The organism is Pseudomonas sp. Os17 (genome assembly GCF_001547895.1).
Lineage (GTDB): Bacteria > Pseudomonadota > Gammaproteobacteria > Pseudomonadales > Pseudomonadaceae > Aquipseudomonas.
The window spans coordinates 5,809,306-5,827,500 of the sequence record NZ_AP014627.1; the positions used below are offsets into that span (position 1 = coordinate 5,809,306).

Genomic DNA, 18,195 nt, shown 5'->3' on the forward strand with positions numbered 1-18,195 from the left:
CGCAACGGGCCCACCAGCCCCCGCAGGACCGAAGCTCAAGACCGGCTTCGGCTCTGCGGCAACGGCGCCAATAATAGCCATGTGACATCACGCACTTTACCCATCCACCCGGCGGGTAATATCCTGCGCGCCACTTATTTGTTTCATCAGTTTTCCGATTGGAAAGGGAGTTCGTCGTCATGATCGTAGGCATCGACCTGGGGACCACCAACAGTCTGGTGGCGGTCTGGCGCGACACCGCCAGCGAGCTGGTGCCCAACGCCCTGGGCCAGCTCCTTACCCCCAGCGTGGTGGGTCTGGACGATGAGGGCCGGGTCCTGGTGGGGCAAGCCGCCAAGGAGCGCCTGCACACCCACCCGCACCTGACCACCGCACTGTTCAAGCGCTACATGGGCAGCGCCACCGAAGTGCGTCTGGGGGATCGTCTGTTTCGCCCGGAAGAACTCTCGGCCCTGGTGCTCAAGAGCCTCAAGGAGGACGTCGAGCGCTGCTACGGCGAGCCGGTGGAAGAAGCGGTGATCAGCGTGCCGGCCTATTTTAGCGACGCCCAGCGCAAGGCCACGCGGATCGCCGGCGAGCTGGCCGGGCTCAAGGTGGAAAAGCTGATCAACGAGCCCACCGCCGCGGCCCTGGCCTACGGCCTGCACCAGCGCGACAAGGAAACCTCGTTCCTGGTCTTCGACCTCGGTGGCGGCACCTTCGACGTGTCGATCCTGGAGCTGTTCGACGGGGTCATGGAAGTCCGCGCCAGCGCCGGCGACAACTTCCTCGGCGGCGAGGATTTCGACAGCCTGCTGCTGGAGCACTTCATCGAACAGCAAGGCCGGGCGGCGGACTTTCCCGAGCGCCAGAGCGTGCTCCAGGCCCTGCGCCGCGAAGCCGAACGGGTACGCCGTGCCCTGGGCCAGGAGCCCAGCGCCGAGTTCAGCCTGCGCGTCGATGGCCGGCAATGGACCCAGACCATCACCCAGGCGCAGCTGGCGACCCTCTACACGCCCCTGCTGGAACGCCTGCGGGCTCCCATCGAGCGGGCGCTGCGCGATGCGCGGATCCGCGTCAGCGACCTGGATGAAATCCTCCTGGTGGGCGGCGCCACCCGCATGCCCCTGGTGCGCAAGCTGGCGGCGGGGCTGTTCGGGCGCTTTCCGTCCATCAGCCTCGACCCCGACGAAGTGGTGGCCCAGGGCGCGGCGGTCCAGGCCGCCCTCAAGGCACGCTCCGCAGCCCTGGAGGAAGTGGTGCTGACCGACGTCTGCTCCTACACCCTGGGCATCGAAACCTCCCAGCAGTACGGCAACCAGATCGAGGGCGGGCATTACCTGCCGATCATCGAGCGCAACAGCGTGGTGCCGGTGAGCCGGGTCAAGACCGTGCAAACCTTGCACGACAACCAGGAGCAGGTGCTGCTGAAGATCTTCCAGGGCGAGAGCCGCCTGGTGCGCGACAACGTCGCCCTCGGACAGCTGGAAATGCAGGTGCCCAAGCGCCCGGCCGGCGAAGTCTCGCTGGACGTGCGTTTCACCTACGACATCAACGGCCTGCTGGAAGCCCAGGTGAGCATTCCCCTGACCGGTGAAAGCCGTTCCCTGGTGATCGAGAACAACCCCGGCGTGCTGACCCCGGAAGAAATCCAGGAGCGGCTCAAGGCCCTGGAGCAACTCAAGGTTCATCCCCGCGACCAGCAGGTCAACACCTTGCTCAGTGCCCGCCTGGAACGCCTGTATCAGGAAAGCCTGGGGGAGTTGCGCGAACAGATCGGCTACTGGGCCGGGCAGTTCCAGCAAGTGCTGGACACCCAGGACGAGCGCAAGATCCGCGAAGTGCGCAACCAGCTCAGTGAACAGCTGCAGAGACTGGAAAACGGCCACTGGCACTGAGGAGCGGCGACATGGATTGTTGGGCCCTGCTGGAACTGCCGGACGATGCCGATGAGCGCAGCATCAAGCGCAGCTATGCCAAACGCCTGAAAAGCACCCGCCCCGATGAGGATGCCGAAGGCTTCCAGCGCCTGCGCGAGGCTTATGAGCGGGCGCTGCAACTGGCTCGCTGGCGGGAGGACGAAGCCGACGACGGTTGTCCCGAGCCCGTCGCCGCGGCTCTGCCTGGGGACAACCTGCAGGCCTGGTCGGGGCTGGTTGAGATGAGCCCGTCCCTGGTGCCGCAGCCAACAGCCGCTGTCGCGCCAACGCCGGCACAGGCCCTGCTCAAGGGCCTGACCCTGGAGAACCTGCCGCAACGCTGGACGCAAGCTCAGGCTCAACGCTGCGCCCAGGACTTCCAGAACCGGCTGCTGGAGCACTGTTGCAGCCACCCCCAACAACGCGCGCCCCTGGTTGAGTGGGCGGTTCAACATCTGGAATGGCTGACACCCTGGCAAAGCCTGTCGATGAGCGACGCGCAACAGTGCTCGCTGGTCGATGCCCTGCTGGAGCATTACCGCCAGACCCTGGAAGAGCCGCTGCAAGCCAACCAGGAACGGGCGTTCCTCGCGCAGTTGACCCACTACAGCGAACAGCTGTGGCTGCAGATTTTCGATCACCGCCTGCAATGGCAAAGCACGGTGCTGATGCTACTCAACGAGCAACAGTGGAGCGTGCCCCTGTTCGAACGGGTGTGCCAGGCGTTCGGCTGGGATGAACAACGGGGCGCCATCCCGGAGCCGGCCTGGATCTGGCACCAGTTGGTCCAGCGCTGTCAGCAGGAAACCTTCTACCAGGACCTGCAAAACAAGCTGCAGCAGGAACACAGCTGGGCACCTGAGGTACTGGCGGCGCAACTGCTCGCCAAGCCGCTGTCCCCGCGCCAGCAGCGCAATCTCACCCGCGGTTTTACCCAGAATGAATGGCAAGCCTGCCAGCAGCTGGCGCAGACCCTGACCTGGCGCTTTCCGCAACTGATCGAGCGCCTGCCCCAGAGTGACGTGTTCTATTGGCAGAAATTCATGCCCCAACCCTCCACCACAGGGGAAACATGGGTGCGGGCCTGGGCCGGCATCGCGCTGGCGTTCACCCTCTTTTTCATTCAGGAACGCCACGACCCACCGGTGCTGGCGGCCATCATGGCGGCCTTGTGCGGCTGGCTGGTGGCGGTGCTCGGATTGTCGGCCCTGTGCGCCTGGAACGCCGTGGCGCTGCGCTTCTTGGATCTGGACCTGTGGCTGAGCGAACGCCTGCTACCGAAACAGCTGCACAGGCCTCCTTCTCGAAGACTGCTGCGCCACGGTGTGCCTTTCCTGGCCTTGCTGGCGCTGTTCGCCAGCCTGCTCGGCCTGCTGGGGATGCTGACGTACCTGGGCTTTACCCTGATCGGCGTCCTGCACCACAAGCGCATCGGCCATGTCAGCGAAGCATTCAGGCTCAAGCATCCCTGGCTGAGCGTCTTGCACTGGTCGCATTTCAGTCCCTGGCAACCGGTTTTCCTGGTGCTGATGGTGGCTGTCATCCGGGCTTGCCAGGTGTTCTACCCGGCCTTCCCGCTGACCCGGCTGATACCGGGCTGAGGCCTGCACAAGGGGGGCAGATTTTTTATCCGCTGTCTTTCTCTATCCACGGCGGTGTTTCAGTATGAACAGCCCCCGTGGAGGGGTTCACGCTGAAAAGGATCTGAGCATGTTCAAATTCGCAGGAATCTCCCTGGCCCTGGCGGCCGCCGCGTTGAGCACCAGCGTCATGGCCGATGTCGAGGTCGACCTGGGCAGCCCCCAGCGCGTCACCCAACTCTTCGCCTACCCCAACAACTGCAACGTGATCTGCTATCGCAACTGGACCCTGGAGGAGACGGTGGCTCACTACCTGACCCAAAGCGTGCAGCGCGATGGCTACAGCGCGGCCAAGGTCAGCGTGAAAACCGCCGGCGACAAGGTCCTGGCCTCCATCAGCGGCGTGCCCCAGGGCTACGACAAGCCCCTGAGCGCCCTGCTGGATGCCGGCGACCTGGCCTACAAGGGCGCCAGCCAGCTCAATAAGGACGGTCACTGGGATTTCAGCTGGTACCTGTTCCTGCCCCTGGGCATGGCCCTGGAAAACCGCAAGAGTGTGGAGCTGCTGCACTTCCCGCCGGATTATTCGCTGACCCACTACCAGGACTACCTGGAGTCGGCCACCACCGACCGCTGGGCTTCGCTGCTCACCGTCAACGGCATCGCCGCCGAGCAGACTCCGGCCTACCAGACCATCGTCGATATCGCGCCGATCGCCGCGCCCTCCAGCGCCGGCAAGAGCCTGGAAGGGGTCTACGGCTACTTCAACAGCTACCAGACCAGCATGGTCAAGCAGGTCAGCCAGAACGCCAGCGGCGCAGCCCTGCCGATGGTGGCTTTCGGGGCGCCGGTGCGTAACTGGCTCAAGCAGCAATACGGGGTGACGGTGAATGTGCTGGGCCTGGCGCAGATCAGCCCCAGCGAAGGGGTGAAGGTGCCGGTCCTGGGTGCCAACCACCCGAGCTACATCTGGTACGCGGCGGACCCGGCCAACTATGACAACGACGAGGCCAAGGCCGACGCCGCCGGGTTGAAAGTCATGGGGCAGGATTTGAGCGCGGCCTGCTGGCAGGCCGGCATGGGCAGCAAGCCGGGAACAGATCCGAGCACCCTGCTCAGCAGTTGCACCCAGACCTGGCAGGTGACCCAGAAAGAGCAGACCTGCGAGCTGTTCTACACCTCGGTACGCAAGCTGACCGAGCAGCAGGCCGCGGCCAAGTGCACCAGTGCACCGGTCAAGACCCAGCTCAACCAGCTCAAGGCCCCGGCACCGGCGCCAAGCACCGAGGTGCCGCACCTCTGAGGTCCGCCGCTGGCCGCTGCGCCTTCACGCAGCGGCCAGGGCGCGTTCAGACCGCGCCGAGGGGACGCAGGCGATATTGCGGTGGCAGCTGTTCGAAACCACTGATGGTCGCGTTCAGGCTCTTCCAGCGACCGTCCTTGATCCCGTAGATGCAACCGTGGATCGACAGGCTCTGCCCGCGATGCCAGGCGTTCTGCACGATGCTGGTGTGGCCGACGTTGGCCACTTGCTGGATCACGTTCAGCTCGCACAGGCGGTCGACCTGTTCTTCTTCAGTGGCCAGTTGCGCCAGCGCCTCGCGGTGCTCGTAGTACAGGTCACGAATCGAACGCAGCCAGCCATCGATCAGGCCAAACTGGCGATCCTGCATCGAGGCGCGCACGCCACCGCAACCATAGTGGCCGGTGACCAGGATGTGTTTGACCTTGAGTACATCCACCGCGTACTGGATCACCGACAGGCAATTGAGGTCGGTGTGCAGCACGACGTTGGCCACGTTACGGTGCACAAACAGGTCGCCCGGCAACATGCCGACGATCTCGTTGGCCGGCACCCGGGCGTCCGAGCAGCCGATCCACAGGTACTCCGGAGTCTGCTGGCGGGCCAGCTTGGAGAAGAATTCCGGGTCTTCCTGCTTGATCGCTTCGGCCCAACGCGCGTTGTTATCAATCAGATCTTGTAGTTCGTTCATGCTGTGAAGCCTCAAGAATGATGCGCAGCTTTGACAGACGAGTGCCCGTCGGGGTCACGCCAATGACTGCAGATACCGGTTATCCCTGCCGGGGAATCTTCGCCGGGGCTGTGGGTCCACCCTGCAAGCCCCTAAAAGTATGAGCAATCGCCATGACCGAATCACGACGCCCCTTCAGCGCGCCCCAGCCCGAGCCGATCGACGATGATCAGGATCGCATGGGGTCCATGGAGGAGTTGCATTTCGATGACGACGAACCCGGCCCCGCAAGCAGCACCGGCCTCACCAGCGACGGCTCCAGCGACGACGACCTGAGCCCGGAAACCCTGATCCGCGAGGATGGGGCCCGTTCTGCCCGGGAAGTCGGGGCCGATAAACCCGCCGACTGGGACTTGAGTATTGTCGATGCCACGGACATTGGCGGTGGCAGCGGTCTGGATGAAGCCGAACTGGCACGTCGCGACCCGCTGGACGGCAAACCCTGAGTTCGGCGCCACATTTAATGACGCCCTCTCCCGCAGGAGCCGGCTTGCTGGCGAAGAGGCCCGCAAGCCATGCAGCGCCGGGAATGGCGCCGTCGCCTACAGCACGTGCCGTTTCAAGGTTCAGTCGACCAGGGTGCAGGCCATCACCAGGGCATCTTCGCGGCCACCCACGGCCGGGTAATAGTCGCGGCGCCGGCCCACTTCATTGAAGCCGTAACGCTCATACAGCCGATAGGCGGTCTGGTTGCTGGAGCGCACTTCGAGGAAGCACTCCCGGGCATTCTTCTGGTAGGCGCGCTTCATCAGCTCTTCCAGCAGCCGCAGGCCCAGGCCGCGGCCCTGGCTTTCCGGCTTGACGGTGATGTTCAGCAGATGGGCTTCGTCGATGATCACCTGGATGACCCCGTGGCCCACTTGCTGGCTGCCTTCGAACATCAGCCAGACTTCGTAGGACTTGAAGGCATCCATGAAAATGCCCCGGGTCCAGGGGTGACTGAACGCGGCATATTCGATTTTCAGGATGGCATCCAGGTCCGCCTCGGTGGCCAGACGGAAGGTCAACGCGTCACTCATCGGTCATTCTGCTCATCAGTGTGTTTCCAGCGCGCCATCAGCCGACGCATGGCTTGCCAGACATCAGCCTTACGCTGTGGCTCTTCCATTAATAGTTCCAGGCCGGGCAAGGCCCAGGCCGACCCCAGGCCTTCGACCTGCAGTTCACGGTTGTAGGATTCGGCGTTGGCTTCCCCGGCGAAACGTACGGCCGGCAGACCGATCAGCCACAGGCAGACGCAGGGCTCCTCTTCGATGCGCACGCCGACAAAGGCCTGGACGAAATCCCGGGCGGCTTCCGGCCCCTGGTCGAGGTTGCCCCGGGTCAGCATCGGCCAGCGCACCGGCTCGGCGAGGATCTGCGGGCTGTCCGGCAGGCCGGCGGCGCGCAGCATGTCCTTGAGCAGCAAGTAGACCGGGTCGCGGCTCTGGAAGGCTTCGCCTGTGGGTAACTCCACCAGCAGCAGGCAACGGCCGGCCCGCAGCAACTGCAAGGCAAAACGCGGCGGCGGTACCACCGGCGCCTTGACCACCGGGGCCGGGGCTTCTTCGCCCTCGGCCACTGGCTTGCTGGCTGACTTTGCAGGCGCGGTGGACGGACGCGGCACCTCGATTTTCGGCCGTTCGACGGTCCTTGCAGCCGCCGCCGGGGCCTTGGCCTCGACCACAGGGGCAGGCGGGGCCTGCACCTCGGGTTCCGGCAAGGTCAGCAATTCAGGACGCGAAGGGGCGGCAAAGGGCAATTCGCTGCGCGGCAGCCAGCTGACCACCTGCATGGCGGACAGATAAGCGCGACGACGGGACTCGATAAGCAAAGGTCGGCCACTTGTGGATAACTGAGGTGGGGGATTCTACCGTCCTTCGCCAAAGATCGCCTGCTGTTGATTGCGCGCAAAAGCGACAGTCCGTCTCATACCTGGGTCCGGGGGTGAATCGTCGGCCCCCTGATGCAGTACAATCGCCGCTTTTCATTGCCAACCAGCCGGCCATTCCGATGATCGAACCCAAGCGCGTCTTGCGCGCCCTCGCCGAACACTGGGCACTTCTGGAGCCGCTGTGCGAGCACTTCGACCAAGGCACCCTGAGTCTTGCCGAACTGCGTTCACAGCTGGCTGCCCAACAACTGGACAGCACGCCCCAGGACATCACCCACCTGCTGGACGTATGGATACGCCTGGACATCCTGGTCCCGGTGGCGAAAAGCCCGAACCGTTTCGAGCTCAATGCACAGATCCACGACTTCCTCGCCTACCTGCGCCGTGAGCACCGCCTGGGCCTGTGCCTGGAGATCGAAGCCTACCTGCGCCACCTGGAGCGTCTGGCCGGGTACATCCAGGACGCCTTCGACGTGCGCGACGGCAACGACCTGGCGCGCCAGCTGCGGCTGCTGGACATGCGCGTGCGCGATGTCCTGAAGAAGCTCGCCAACGACGAACAGGCCCTGGTGGCCGTGGCCGAGCGGGCCAAGACCAGCGACCGGCAGATTCCCCTGCGCCAGCGCTACGCCGAGGTGCTGGCCACCTGGGACGAATACGTCGAACCGATGATCCAGCTGGTGAACGCCGACGGCGCCTTCGAACAAGGCGTGCGCAAGGTGGAAAACGTCCTGCTGCGCCTGCTCACCGAGCAGCAGCGCCTGGGCCACCTGGTGGACGACGACATGCTGCTGCGCACCCACGCGCGGATCCTGGAAATGCAGACCAGCGCCCAGCTGACCCTGCGCCACGCCCGGGAACTGCTGCTGCCGCTGCGTGAGGAAGCCCGCCGGCACAACGCCGTGACCCGTGGCGCGGCCCTGGCCCTGGCGGCCATCCGGCGCAAGGGCATCGACGCGGTGCCCCAGGCGGCGATGCCGATGTTTACCCGCCCGCAGAGCACCTTTCTCGGCAGCTCCGGCCAGGTGGAAGCCTATGTCTACGCCCTGGCCCGCTTCGAGCCCAAGCCGGCGCGCTTCCCCAAGGCCCACAAGACCCACAAGGGCCTGGCACCCAAGGCGCCGCGCACGGTTCGGGAAATGCTCGAACGCTGCGAAGACGCCCTGCCGATGCCGGACCTGATGAGCTGGCTGCTGGACCAGGAGCCGGATGGCGCCACCGACGAACTGCTGTACTGGTTCTCGCGCCTGTCGCGGGAAAAACGCTTCAAGCGCGAGCGCCTCGAACGCCGCGACTACCACACCCAGGAGCATCAGGTCAGCCTGCGCTCCTTCGCCCTGCTCTCGGCCCGCGATGACGCCGCCGAGCATTCTGCGAGCAACGCCAATGCATCTTGATCTTTCCGAACTGTCCCAGCTGGCGCCGATCTTCCGCGAGCTGTTCAAGGGTTACCACGTCAGCCGCCGCGACCCGGAGCTGTACGCTCAGCTGTCGAACTTCCAGGACCAGTACCGCACTCTGTTCAAGGCCCTGGGCTTCGAGCTGGTGTGCGACACCCGGGGTTTCTACTACTTCGTGCCGGACAACGCCGCCGCCCAGGTGAACAAGACCGCGCAGCGCCTGGCGCTGTTCACCTTCATCCTGGTGGAGCACCTGGCCGACCAGGGCCGCGACCCGATCGCCGTGCTCGATGGCGGCAGCCTCGGCCGTGACGAACTGCCGTCGCTGCTGGAGAAATACCGTGACCTGTTCATCCAGGCCGAAGTGCAGACCCAGGAAGAGCTGGAAGAGAAAATCATGCGCCGCATGACCCAGCTGGGTTTCGCCGCCGAGGAGCCGGGCATCTACCGCTTCCTGCCGCCGATGCACCGTTTCCTCGATGTCTGCCTGTCGGTGCAGCAGGACCGCGACCTGGCCGCCAGCCTGCACAGCGTGCTGCCGCTGCCGACCCCGGTACTGGTGGACGACGACAGCGACGAAAAACTGCTGCAGACCGATGACCCGCTGGACCTGAGCGAATTCGACGAGTCCGAAGAAAGTGAAGAAGACGCGCTGGCCCGGGCCATCGCCGAAGAACAGGAGCTCGACGCATGAGCAAGGAACGCTACGGCATCCGCCGCTTTGCCCTACTGAACACCGCCGGCTACAGCCTGGGCCTGTTCCCCCTGGAAGAGCCGCTGTCGGTCTACGGGGCCAACAACCTGGGCAAGTCGGCGTCGATCAACGCCCTGCAATTCCCGATCCTGGCGCGCATGTCGGACATGAGCTTCGGCAAGTACAGCCTGGAACAGTCCCGGCGCTTCTACTTCGCCTCCGACACCAGTTACATCCTGGTGGAAGTCTCGCTGCCCCACGGCCCCCATGTGATCGGCGTGGTCGGACGCGGCCCGGGCGGCGGCTTCGGCCACCAGTTCTTCGCCTACGCCGGCCAGCTGGACCTGGCGCATTACCAGAAGGACGACACCTGCCTGCGGCAGAAAGAGCTGTTCACCAACCTGGAGCGCCAGGGCCTGAAGGCCTATGAGCTCAAGCCCGATGAACTGCGACGCCTGCTGGTGGGCGGCCACACCTCGATCCCCCTGGACCTGACCCTGATCCCGCTGCGCTCCACCAGCGAACAGAGCCTGAAAACCTTCCGCGCGCTGTTCATCAACCTGCTGCACATGCGCGAAATCACCGCGGCCAAGCTCAAGCAGCTGTTCCTCGATGCCTTCGAGCACAGCCTGCGCTCCGGCAGCGTCGACTACATCGCCGCCTGCGACGAAGCCTTCCGCGATGTGCGGCGTATGGAGCAGGACTACAACTCCCTGGTGGCCGCCGGCCCTCTGGTGGAAGCCCTGGCCAACGGCGTAAAGCAGCGGGACATTCTGCGGGGCAAGCTGCACCGCCTGTCGCCGCTGCTGGATTCGCTGCTGGGCACCTGGTCGGACTACGCCGGCGCGCGCAAGGAAGAGCTGACCATCCAGGCCGAGCACTACCGTAATGAGCAGGACGCGCTGCAGAACGACCAGCGCAGCAGCACCCAGGAAATGATGCGCCTGGAACGGGAAATCACCGGCACCCAGCGCTGGCTCGGTGAGTTGTCGGTGCTCAAGCACCGCTTCGCCCTGGTGGATGACGTCAAGGTCCTGGAACAGCAACTGCTGGCGGCCAAGGATGCCCACGATGAACTGGCCGGCGCCCTGGCCCAGTCCCGGCAGTTCTCCGCCGAAGACCTGGAAGAACGCCTGCGGGATCTGGAAAAACGCCTGAAGTCGGTCAAGCAGCAGCTCGATCACGCTGACAACAACAGCTACGCCCGCCTGCGCGAGGAGTTCTCCCAGCAGGACGTGGAGCGCCTGATGCGCCTGTTCAACAGCGCGCTGTTCAGCCTGCCCCTGGGCGAGCATGGCATTACCCTGGACGACAACGGCGAGTGGGTGAAGTCGGTGGAGCTGATCCTCGACGGCTTCAAGGGCGAGCGTTTCGAAGTGCCGGGGTTGACCATCGACATCTCCCACATCGAGCCGCCAGCCTTGCAGGCCCTGGCCGACCGCGCCGCCCTGCGGGATCAGAAAGAGCGTCTGGAAAAAGAACTCAAGCAGCTCAAGACCCAGGCCGCCGTGGCCGCCGACCGCGCCGCGAGCAAGACCCAGACCGAAGCCCTGTACCAGCAGGTACTGGATGCGCAGAAGGCCCTGGAAGACTTCCGCCGTGCCCAGACCCTGAGCGCCGAGGAAGGCGAGAAGCTGGAACAGCTGGCGCAGATGGAAGCCGCCCAGGACGAACTCAAGCGCTCCAGCGATGCCTTCACCGAACGCGTCCAGCAACTGTCCGCCAAGCTGCAACTGGTGGGCCGGCAGATCGCCGACATGGAAGCCAAGCAGCGCACCCTCGACGACGCCCTGCGCCGCCGTCAGTTGCTGCCGGCGGACCTGCCGTTCGGCACGCCGTTCATGGATCCGGTGGACGACTCCATGGACAACCTGCTGCCACTGCTCAACGACTACCAGGACAGCTGGCAGGGCCTGCAGCGGGTCGACGGGCAGATCGAGGCGCTGTATGCCCAAGTGCGCCTGAAGGGCGTGGCCAAGTTCGACAGCGAGGATGACGTCGAGCGCCGCCTGCAACTGCTGATCAACGCCTATGCCCACCGCACCGACGAAGCCCTGACCCTGGGCAAGGCGCGCCGCGCGGCGGTGACCGATATCGCCCGGACCCTGCGCAATATCCGCAGTGACTACGACAGCCTGGAACACCAGCTGGCGCTGTTCAACCGCGAGATCAACAAGCGCCAGGTGTCCAACCTGCAGAGCTTCCGCATCGTCCTGGCGCCGAACAAGGAAGCCCTCAAGCACATCGACCAGATCATCCACAGCGCCGGCCAGTACGAGGAAGGCGAGACCCTGTCGGTGTTCGACCTGAGCCAGAGCGCCGAGCAGGACAACAAGAACGAAGAGGCCAAGGAGTACCTGGCGCGGCTGGTAGCGGCCAACCACAACCAATTGGGCCTGAAGGACCTGTTCGAGCTGGCGTTCGAGATCACCAAGGTCAATGGCCAGCCGGTGATCCACACCGACATCGATGGCGCGGCGTCCAACGGCACCACCATGACCATCAAGGCGCTGACCAACATGTACCTGTTGCTGCACTTGATGGACCGCGACCAGGCCGGGCGCATCCGTCTGCCCTACTACCTCGACGAAGCGGCGGACATCGACGAACGCAACCAGGCAGCGCTGCTGGAAACCAGCCTGCAGCTGGGCTTCGTGCCGATCCTGGCCAGTGTGAAGCCGCAGGTGTCGGCCCAGGTGGCCATCGACCTGGAAGGCGGCAGCGGGCCAAACGGCATCTACATCGACGAGGCGGACTGGAAGTTCATCCGCCGTCACGATCAGGTCAAGGCAATTCTGAACGTGGAACCCGAAGCAGAAGCGGAACTGGACGAAGTCTGACTGGGTAACGCTGCAACGTAAAAGGCCGCGCTCTTGGGAGCGCGGCCTTTTTTATTGGATAGCTTTTGTAGGAGCTGGCTTGCCAGCGAAGGCGTCCTCTGGAAGAACGCCGGACTTGAGGACCTCTTCGCCGGCAAGCCGGCTCCTACGAGAGGGTTATTTGCCGAGGGGGATCTTGGGCGCCCAGGTCAGCCATTCATCTTCGAACTTGTCGAACAGCGGGAAGGTCTGTTGCGGGCGGGCCGGGTTGCCCATGCGCTCGCCATCCGGGGTGGCGAAGGCGATACCGCCCTGGATCAGGGTTTCCAGGGACTCGGTACGCACTGTGGCGCCCTTGAACAGGCCAAAGTCCACGCCAAATCCGCTGCTGTTCCAGAACCGCGTACCACCGCGAATCAGCGGCGCGTACTTGGGTTCGATGAGGATGTGGATCAGTACCCGGTCAGCCGTCTGGCCCAGCTCGTAGCCGGTCACCTTGCCCACCGTCACTTCGCGGTAGGTCACCGGCACCCCCACTTTCAGCGAACCACGGCGCGCCGCGCTCAGTACCAGGCTCAGACCCGCTTCAGCAACGCTGGCCTCCGGCGGCTGCGGCAAGGCGACGAAACTGGTTTGCACACCCTGGTTCTTTGCGGCGGGCTGGACCTCGATGTATTGACCGGTAACCAGGGTTTCCAGGTTGGAGGTCTTCATCAGCCCCAGTTCCGGCTTGACCACCCAGAACTGGCTGCCGACCCGGGCGATACGCTCGGGCACTTCGGTGATGCGCGCCTTGAGCATCACTGATTGCAGGTCGGCGCTGAGGGTCACTTCCTCCAGCTTGCCCACATCCAGGCCCTTGAAGCGCACCGGCGTGCCGGCACGCAGCCCATCGGCGCGATCGACCTTGATGTTGACCAGGATGCCGCGCTGCGCCGCTTCTTCCTGGTTGGCGAACAGACGGAAACGCGGAATGCGCTTTTTCAGCGGCACGTTGGGCAGCGGCGTCTCGAAGGCGATACCACCGGCCATCAGGCTTTGCAGCGACTCGCTCTTGATCTGGATGCCGCCAGTGAGGCCGCCCGTGAGGGTGATGCCGCTGACGTTCCAGAAACGGGTCGAACCGTTGACCAGCGACTCGTACTCTTTCTCGATATGGACGCCGATCACCACTTGCTTGCGGGTGTGAGAGAACTGATAGCTCTGCACCGAGCCGACCTTGACCTGCTTGTAGAGGATCGGGCTGCCCACATCCAGGGAGCCAAGGTTGTCGGTGAACAGCACCATGTGCAGGCCCGGAGCTCGAAGGTCCAGAGGCGGGGCCTTGGCCCGGGCCTCGAACTCGCGCTGGGGCGCAGCGCCCTTGTCGCCGGGGCGAATGGCGATGTAGTTGCCTTTGACCAGCGCCTCCAGGCCGGTGATGCCGGCCAGGGAGATGGAGGGTTTGACGGTCCAGAACTGGGTACCCTGGACCAGGTAGTCCTCGGCCAGCGGATCGAGGGTCAGCTCGGCGGTGGCGCTGGTGAGATCGGAGTCGACCTTCAGCGCTTTCAGGCTGCCCACCTGGATGCCCTTGTACATCACCGGGGTACGTCCGGCTTGCAGCCCTTCGAAATCGGTGAGCTTGACCTTGACCCGGATCCCGGCCTGGGCGGCGTCGAAATCCTCATAGAGCCGGAACGGCAGGCTTGGGTCGGTAGGCGGGCTGTCCTTGCGGTTTTCCGGCGTGGCAAAGGCGATACCGCCGGCGACGATGCTGGACAGGGACTCGCTGCGCACTTTGACCCCGGACAGGTTGGCGTCGATGCTGATGCCGCTGGCGTTCCAGAAACGCGTGTGTTTGCGCACCAGGTTGGCGTAGGTGGGCTCGATATAGACCTTGAGCTCGACCGTGTTCTGGTCTTCGGAAAGCAGGAAACTTTTGATCTGTCCGACCTGGATCTGCTTGTAGAACACCGGGCTGCCGCGGTTCAACGAGCCCAGGCGTTCGGCCTTGATGGTCAGGTGCAGGCCGGGCTTGGCGTCCGATAACGGCGGCTCTTCGGCCAGGGCCTTGAATTTGCGCGCAGGCTCGCCATCGCCGGGATTGACCGCGATGTAGTTGCCGGAAACCAGGGTTTCCAATCCGGTGATGCCGGCCAGGCTGACACTGGGCTTGACCAGCCAGAAGCGGGTGTTGGTCTTCAGGTACTGTTCGACGTCCTTGTTCATCTCGACCGTGGCGATCACGCCCTTGGAGTTGCCCTCATCGTCCAGGGCCAGGGTCTTGACCTTGCCCACGGGCATGCCTTTGTAGACCACTTCGGTCTTGTTGGCCTGGATCCCCTCGCCGCTTTCAAAGCGCAACTGGATCTCGATGCCGGTCTGGCTGTAGGCACGCCAGCCCAGCCAGCCACCGATGATCAGGGCGATCAGGGGCAGTACCCAGATGGCTGACCAATTGGAGGCCGGGCGGGTTTTGGCGGTAGGCAAATCACTCATGGTCGTCGTCCGACTCCGTGTTATCCCAGATCAGTCGGGGATCGAAAGTTACTGCGGCCAGCATGGTCAGAATCACCACACTGGCAAAGGCGACCGCTCCGAGATTGGCTTCGATGCTGGCCAGCCGTCCAAAGTTGACCACCGCCACCAGGATGGCGATGACAAAGATATCCAGCATCGACCAGCGACCGATGAACTCGATAAAGCGGTACATGATGATCCGTTGCCGTGCCGACAGTGGCTGGTGGCGCTGCACCGAGAACAACAACAGAGCAATGCCCACCAGCTTGAAGGTGGGCACCAGGATACTGGCGACAAATACTACCGCGGCAATGGGAAACATGCCGTGCTGCACCAGTTGGATAACCCCCGACATGATGGTGCTGGGGTCGCCCTGGCCCAGTGAGCTGACCGTCATGATCGGCAGCAGATTGGCCGGAACATAGAGAATGGCGGCGGTGAGCAGCAGCGCCCAGGTACGCAGGATGCTGTTGGGACGGCGGGGATGGACCAGGGCTCCGCAACGAGTGCAGGTCTGCTCGTCGCTGTCGGCTTCCTGCCGGTTCAATTCGTGACATTCGCTACAAATCAGAATGCCTGCATCAATCGCCCGCATGCACATCCTCTCCCGATAACGCTTGCCAGATCTGGTGAGGCGACATCACCACCTCCAGCCAGACCTGCACCAATAACAGACTGATGAAACACACCAGGCCCAGGCCCACGGTGATGGAGGCCATGTCAGCCAATTTGACGATGGCCACCAGCACCCCCATCAGGTAGACCTCGAGCATTCCCCAATCACGCAGGTGGTGATAGATGCGGTAGAGCAGCAGGCCATAGCTGCGCCCGAAGTCCCAGCGAATACTCAACAGGACCAGGAGCTGGCAAATCAACTTGATCAGGGGGATGCCCATGCTGCACAGGAACACCACCAGTGCCACGCCTTCCATACCGGTATCGAACAGGCCTTGCACGCCGCTCCAGACGGTATCTTCGGAAGACTGTCCCAATAGATTGAGCTGCATGATGGGAAGAAAGTTCGCCGGTATGTAGAGCAACAAGGCGGCGATCACCAGAGCCAGGCTACGCTCAACGACATTGTGCCGGTGTGCGTAGAGCTCATAGCCACAACGCGGGCATTGAGCCTTCTCGCCGAGAGCAAGCGCTGGCTTGCGCATCAGCAGATCGCACTCATGGCAGGCAACCAGGTCGTCCAGTGGTAATTCTGACAACCCGGGGGCGTCAACCGGATCTGGCATAGAAGGCTCTGGAAGTGGAGAAAGTAGCAGCTATTCTAGTGTTCCAATTCGAAAATAACTGTGCAAATTTGTTTGCGAATAAGAGCAATTTTTCCACGCGCAAAAACAAAACCCCAACTGCTTTCGCAATTGGGGTTTCGGAATTTAATCTTGACGATGACCTACTCTCACATGGGGAAACCCCACACTACCATCGGCGATGCATCGTTTCACTTCTGAGTTCGGGATGGGATCAGGTGGTTCCAACGCTCTATGGTCGTCAAGAAATTCGGTAGCCAGTCCGTTGCTTGTGCAACGTGCCAGCGAATGGGTATGTAATAGGTTTGTGTGTTTGCAAACTTTCGGTTTGTTTCGTCTTCACACACCGCAACTCGCTTCTTAAGCAAATTGCTTGGGTGTTATATGGTCAAGCCTCACGGGCAATTAGTATTGGTTAGCTCAACGCCTCACAGCGCTTACACACCCAACCTATCAACGTCGTAGTCTTCGACGGCCCTTTAGGGGATTCAAGATCCCAGTGAGATCTCATCTTGAGGCAAGTTTCCCGCTTAGATGCTTTCAGCGGTTATCTTTTCCGAACATAGCTACCCGGCAATGCCACTGGCGTGACAACCGGAACACCAGAGGTTCGTCCACTCCGGTCCTCTCGTACTAGGAGCAGCCCCTCTCAAATCTCAAACGTCCACGGCAGATAGGGACCGAACTGTCTCACGACGTTCTAAACCCAGCTCGCGTACCACTTTAAATGGCGAACAGCCATACCCTTGGGACCGGCTTCAGCCCCAGGATGTGATGAGCCGACATCGAGGTGCCAAACACCGCCGTCGATATGAACTCTTGGGCGGTATCAGCCTGTTATCCCCGGAGTACCTTTTATCCGTTGAGCGATGGCCCTTCCATACAGAACCACCGGATCACTAAGACCTACTTTCGTACCTGCTCGACGTGTCTGTCTCGCAGTCAAGCGCGCTTTTGCCTTTATACTCTACGACCGATTTCCGACCGGTCTGAGCGCACCTTCGTACTCCTCCGTTACTCCTTAGGAGGAGACCGCCCCAGTCAAACTACCCACCATACACTGTCCTCGATCCGGATAACGGACCTGAGTTAGAACCTCAAAGTTGCCAGGGTGGTATTTCAAGGATGGCTCCACGCAAACTGGCGTTCACGCTTCAAAGCCTCCCACCTATCCTACACAAGCAAATTCAAAGTCCAGTGCAAAGCTATAGTAAAGGTTCACGGGGTCTTTCCGTCTAGCCGCGGATACACTGCATCTTCACAGCGATTTCAATTTCACTGAGTCTCGGGTGGAGACAGCGCCGCCATCGTTACGCCATTCGTGCAGGTCGGAACTTACCCGACAAGGAATTTCGCTACCTTAGGACCGTTATAGTTACGGCCGCCGTTTACCGGGGCTTCGATCAAGAGCTTCGCGTTAGCTAACCCCATCAATTAACCTTCCGGCACCGGGCAGGCGTCACACCCTATACGTCCACTTTCGTGTTTGCAGAGTGCTGTGTTTTTAATAAACAGTCGCAGCGGCCTGGTATCTTCGACCGGCATGAGCTTACGGAGCAAGTCCTTCACCCTCACCGGCGCACCTTCTCCCGAAGTTACGGTGCCATTTTGCCTAGTTCCTTCACCCGAGTTCTCTCAAGCGCCTTGGTATTCTCTACCCAACCACCTGTGTCGGTTTGGGGTACGGTTCCTAGTTATCTGAAGCTTAGAAGCTTTTCTTGGAAGCATGGCATCAACCACTTCGTCACCTAAAAGGTAACTCGTCATCAGCTCTCGGCCTTAGAACCCCGGATTTACCTAAGATTCCAGCCTACCACCTTAAACTTGGACAACCAACGCCAAGCTGGCCTAGCCTTCTCCGTCCCTCCATCGCAATAACTAGAAGTACAGGAATATTAACCTGTTTTCCATCGACTACGCTTTTCAGCCTCGCCTTAGGGACCGACTAACCCTGCGTCGATTAACGTTGCGCAGGAAACCTTGGTCTTTCGGCGTGGGTGTTTTTCACACCCATTGTCGTTACTCATGTCAGCATTCGCACTTCTGATACCTCCAGCAAGCTTCTCAACTCACCTTCACAGGCTTACAGAACGCTCCTCTACCGCATCACTTACGTGATACCCGTAGCTTCGGTGTA

At 62.4% G+C, this 18,195-nt stretch carries 13 protein-coding genes and 2 rRNA genes (1 of these 15 only partly in view); 7 read left to right on the top strand and 8 right to left on the bottom strand.

Translation table 11 applies throughout. The annotated features are described in order from the left end of the window. Positions 1 to 179 precede the first annotated feature (179 nt). The 3 genes from POS17_RS25665 to POS17_RS25675 all read left to right on the top strand — a co-directional run bounded on the left by POS17_RS25665 (position 180) and on the right by POS17_RS25675 (position 4,781). Complete coding sequence (locus tag POS17_RS25665; RefSeq protein ID WP_060841099.1) at positions 180 to 1,877, top strand: molecular chaperone HscC; 1,698 nt, start codon at positions 180 to 182, stop codon at positions 1,875 to 1,877. An 11-nt stretch (positions 1,878 to 1,888) separates the two neighbouring features. Then, entirely contained in the window at positions 1,889 to 3,499 is a 1,611-nt protein-coding gene (locus POS17_RS25670; RefSeq protein ID WP_060841100.1) for a J domain-containing protein, read from the top strand. Positions 3,500 to 3,608: 109 nt separating this feature from the next. Further along, the gene (locus POS17_RS25675; protein ID WP_060841101.1) at positions 3,609 to 4,781 is read left to right on the top strand and encodes a hypothetical protein; all 1,173 of its coding nucleotides are present in this window, start codon (positions 3,609 to 3,611) and stop codon (positions 4,779 to 4,781) included. Positions 4,782 to 4,827: 46 nt separating this feature from the next. Here the strand turns inward: POS17_RS25675 and can are convergent, their stop codons facing one another. After that, a complete protein-coding gene (can, locus tag POS17_RS25680) occupies positions 4,828 to 5,472 on the bottom strand; it encodes a carbonate dehydratase (RefSeq protein WP_060841102.1) in 645 nt (214 codons plus the stop codon). A gap of 152 nt (positions 5,473 to 5,624) precedes the next feature. Here can and POS17_RS25685 point away from each other — a divergent pair, with 152 nt between their 5' ends. Then, on the top strand, positions 5,625 to 5,957 hold the full coding sequence (locus POS17_RS25685; protein ID WP_060841103.1) for a hypothetical protein: 333 nt from the start codon (positions 5,625 to 5,627) through the stop codon (positions 5,955 to 5,957). Between the two features lie 120 nt (positions 5,958 to 6,077). Here the strand turns inward: POS17_RS25685 and rimI are convergent, their stop codons facing one another. Continuing rightward, entirely contained in the window at positions 6,078 to 6,530 is a 453-nt protein-coding gene (gene rimI, locus POS17_RS25690; protein ID WP_016963566.1) for a ribosomal protein S18-alanine N-acetyltransferase, read from the bottom strand. Next, positions 6,527 to 7,324: an energy transducer TonB gene (locus tag POS17_RS25695; RefSeq protein WP_082729930.1), complete on the bottom strand. Its 798-nt coding sequence runs from the start codon at positions 7,322 to 7,324 to the stop codon at positions 6,527 to 6,529. The genes rimI and POS17_RS25695 overlap by 4 nt, the downstream gene beginning before the upstream one ends. A 179-nt stretch (positions 7,325 to 7,503) precedes the next feature. Here POS17_RS25695 and mksB point away from each other — a divergent pair, with 179 nt between their 5' ends. From mksB to mksF, 3 genes are read left to right on the top strand one after another with little or no spacing between them, the layout of a single operon-like run. Continuing rightward, the gene (gene mksB, locus POS17_RS25700) at positions 7,504 to 8,781 is read left to right on the top strand and encodes an Mks condensin complex protein MksB (protein WP_060841105.1); all 1,278 of its coding nucleotides are present in this window, start codon (positions 7,504 to 7,506) and stop codon (positions 8,779 to 8,781) included. After that, positions 8,771 to 9,478, top strand: coding sequence for an Mks condensin complex protein MksE (mksE, locus tag POS17_RS25705; RefSeq protein WP_047285462.1), 708 nt, complete (start codon positions 8,771 to 8,773; stop codon positions 9,476 to 9,478). The genes mksB and mksE overlap by 11 nt, the downstream gene beginning before the upstream one ends. After that, a complete protein-coding gene (mksF, locus tag POS17_RS25710) occupies positions 9,475 to 12,318 on the top strand; it encodes an Mks condensin complex protein MksF (protein WP_060841106.1) in 2,844 nt (947 codons plus the stop codon). The genes mksE and mksF overlap by 4 nt, the downstream gene beginning before the upstream one ends. Positions 12,319 to 12,474: 156 nt before the next feature. Here mksF and POS17_RS25715 read toward each other — a convergent pair whose 3' ends face one another. The 5 genes from POS17_RS25715 to POS17_RS25735 all read right to left on the bottom strand — a co-directional run. After that, the gene (locus POS17_RS25715) at positions 12,475 to 14,778 is read right to left on the bottom strand and encodes a PqiB family protein (protein ID WP_060841107.1); all 2,304 of its coding nucleotides are present in this window, start codon (positions 14,776 to 14,778) and stop codon (positions 12,475 to 12,477) included. Then, positions 14,771 to 15,394: a paraquat-inducible protein A gene (locus POS17_RS25720; protein ID WP_060841108.1), complete on the bottom strand. Its 624-nt coding sequence runs from the start codon at positions 15,392 to 15,394 to the stop codon at positions 14,771 to 14,773. The genes POS17_RS25715 and POS17_RS25720 overlap by 8 nt, the downstream gene beginning before the upstream one ends. After that, a complete protein-coding gene (locus tag POS17_RS25725) occupies positions 15,381 to 16,040 on the bottom strand; it encodes a paraquat-inducible protein A (protein ID WP_060841109.1) in 660 nt (219 codons plus the stop codon). The genes POS17_RS25720 and POS17_RS25725 overlap by 14 nt, the downstream gene beginning before the upstream one ends. 148 nt (positions 16,041 to 16,188) lie before the next feature. Further along, positions 16,189 to 16,304, bottom strand: a 5S ribosomal RNA gene (gene rrf / locus POS17_RS25730). A 138-nt stretch (positions 16,305 to 16,442) separates the two neighbouring features. Continuing rightward, a 23S ribosomal RNA gene (locus POS17_RS25735) occupies positions 16,443 to 18,195 on the bottom strand (it continues 1,139 nt past the right edge of the window).

Excerpts from the sequence above, each read along its gene's own strand:
- POS17_RS25665 (WP_060841099.1), top strand. The coding sequence starts at position 180 with ATGATCGTAGGCATCGACCTGGGGACCACCAACAGTCTGGTGGCGGTC.
- POS17_RS25670 (WP_060841100.1), top strand. The coding sequence starts at position 1,889 with ATGGATTGTTGGGCCCTGCTGGAACTGCCGGACGATGCCGATGAGCGC.
- POS17_RS25675 (WP_060841101.1), top strand. The coding sequence starts at position 3,609 with ATGTTCAAATTCGCAGGAATCTCCCTGGCCCTGGCGGCCGCCGCGTTG.
- can (WP_060841102.1), bottom strand. The coding sequence starts at position 5,472 with ATGAACGAACTACAAGATCTGATTGATAACAACGCGCGTTGGGCCGAA.
- POS17_RS25685 (WP_060841103.1), top strand. The coding sequence starts at position 5,625 with ATGACCGAATCACGACGCCCCTTCAGCGCGCCCCAGCCCGAGCCGATC.
- rimI (WP_016963566.1), bottom strand. The coding sequence starts at position 6,530 with ATGAGTGACGCGTTGACCTTCCGTCTGGCCACCGAGGCGGACCTGGAT.
- mksB (WP_060841105.1), top strand. The coding sequence starts at position 7,504 with ATGATCGAACCCAAGCGCGTCTTGCGCGCCCTCGCCGAACACTGGGCA.
- mksE (WP_047285462.1), top strand. The coding sequence starts at position 8,771 with ATGCATCTTGATCTTTCCGAACTGTCCCAGCTGGCGCCGATCTTCCGC.
- mksF (WP_060841106.1), top strand. The coding sequence starts at position 9,475 with ATGAGCAAGGAACGCTACGGCATCCGCCGCTTTGCCCTACTGAACACC.
- POS17_RS25715 (WP_060841107.1), bottom strand. The coding sequence starts at position 14,778 with ATGAGTGATTTGCCTACCGCCAAAACCCGCCCGGCCTCCAATTGGTCA.
- POS17_RS25720 (WP_060841108.1), bottom strand. The coding sequence starts at position 15,394 with ATGCGGGCGATTGATGCAGGCATTCTGATTTGTAGCGAATGTCACGAA.
- POS17_RS25725 (WP_060841109.1), bottom strand. The coding sequence starts at position 16,040 with ATGCCAGATCCGGTTGACGCCCCCGGGTTGTCAGAATTACCACTGGAC.